This window comes from Endozoicomonas sp. SESOKO4 (genome assembly GCF_024606275.1).
Window position 1 is genome coordinate 1 of sequence record NZ_JAHHPS010000643.1, and the last position, 1,042, is coordinate 1,042.

Genomic DNA, 1,042 nt, shown 5'->3' on the forward strand with positions numbered 1-1,042 from the left:
CTAAAACCACAAACAAAACGCCCGTGGTCGTCAGACCAGAAACATCGGGACTGGCCAGAGGGTTTCTCATCAGGCTCTGAAGAACCAGACCGGAGACAGCCAGCGCAGCTCCGGCAAAAGCTGCCGTTAAAACTCTGGGCCAACGTAGGTCGATCCAGGATTGGTCAAGGCCGCTGAACAGACTGAAGTAAAAAGCGACCAGCAGTATGGACAGCAGAACCCAGAGGGCTTTTGCCGGAGACGCGTTAAACAGAGCACGTATTCCTGTCTCACCGGGCGCTCTGGCCAAATTGCCGATCCTTTTACGCTGGCTCAACAGGAAAATCATGAAAGGTGCGCCGACAACCGTTGTCATGGCGCCGGCCGGGATACTGTAATGCGCTTCGGACATCAGGAAAGGAATCATTCTGGCCAGCACATCTGCACCCAGTAGCAGTAATGCACCCGTCAAGCTGGCTGCCAGCAGACGTTGCCATGCTGAGCGATAACCGAGACCACGGGCAATGTGCGGGGCAATCAGTCCGATAAAACTGATCATACCCACCTGACTGACGACACTGGCAGACAAAAGCAGAGCAATCACCAGCGACAGGCCAACGGTTCGTCTTACATTCACCCCCAGACTCTCAGCCTGATCTCTGCCCAACTCAATCAGATCCAGACGTCTGGCCAGCAATGTGGCAAAGAGAATCATCAGGGTAAAGATCGGCCAACTGTTGTTGATGGCCTGATAGTCAAACTGGGCAAGATTCCCTGTACCCCAGGTGTACAAACCCTCCAGACGATTCTCAAAAAACATCAGAATACCGGCACTGAGAGCACCCAGTGACAGGGTAATAGCCATGCCAATCAGAACAAGGTTTACCGGTGAATCACTGATAGCAGTGGCCAGCCTGAACACCAGTAAAGTGGTAAGCGCAGCACCCGCAAAGGCGACTACGACCGGGTACTGGTCGGTCAATTCAGGCAATAGAACAGATCCCAGCACTATGGCGAGCATGGCCCCGGAGTTCACACCCAGTGTTGCCGGACTGGCAAAGGG

1 protein-coding gene is annotated in these 1,042 nt (G+C 54.0%); it reads right to left on the bottom strand.

Features of this window, described 5'->3' with window-relative positions; all coding sequences use genetic code 11:
* On the bottom strand, window positions 1-1,042 hold a 1,042-nt coding region (locus KDK16_RS12505; RefSeq protein ID WP_257276375.1), incomplete at both ends, for an iron chelate uptake ABC transporter family permease subunit.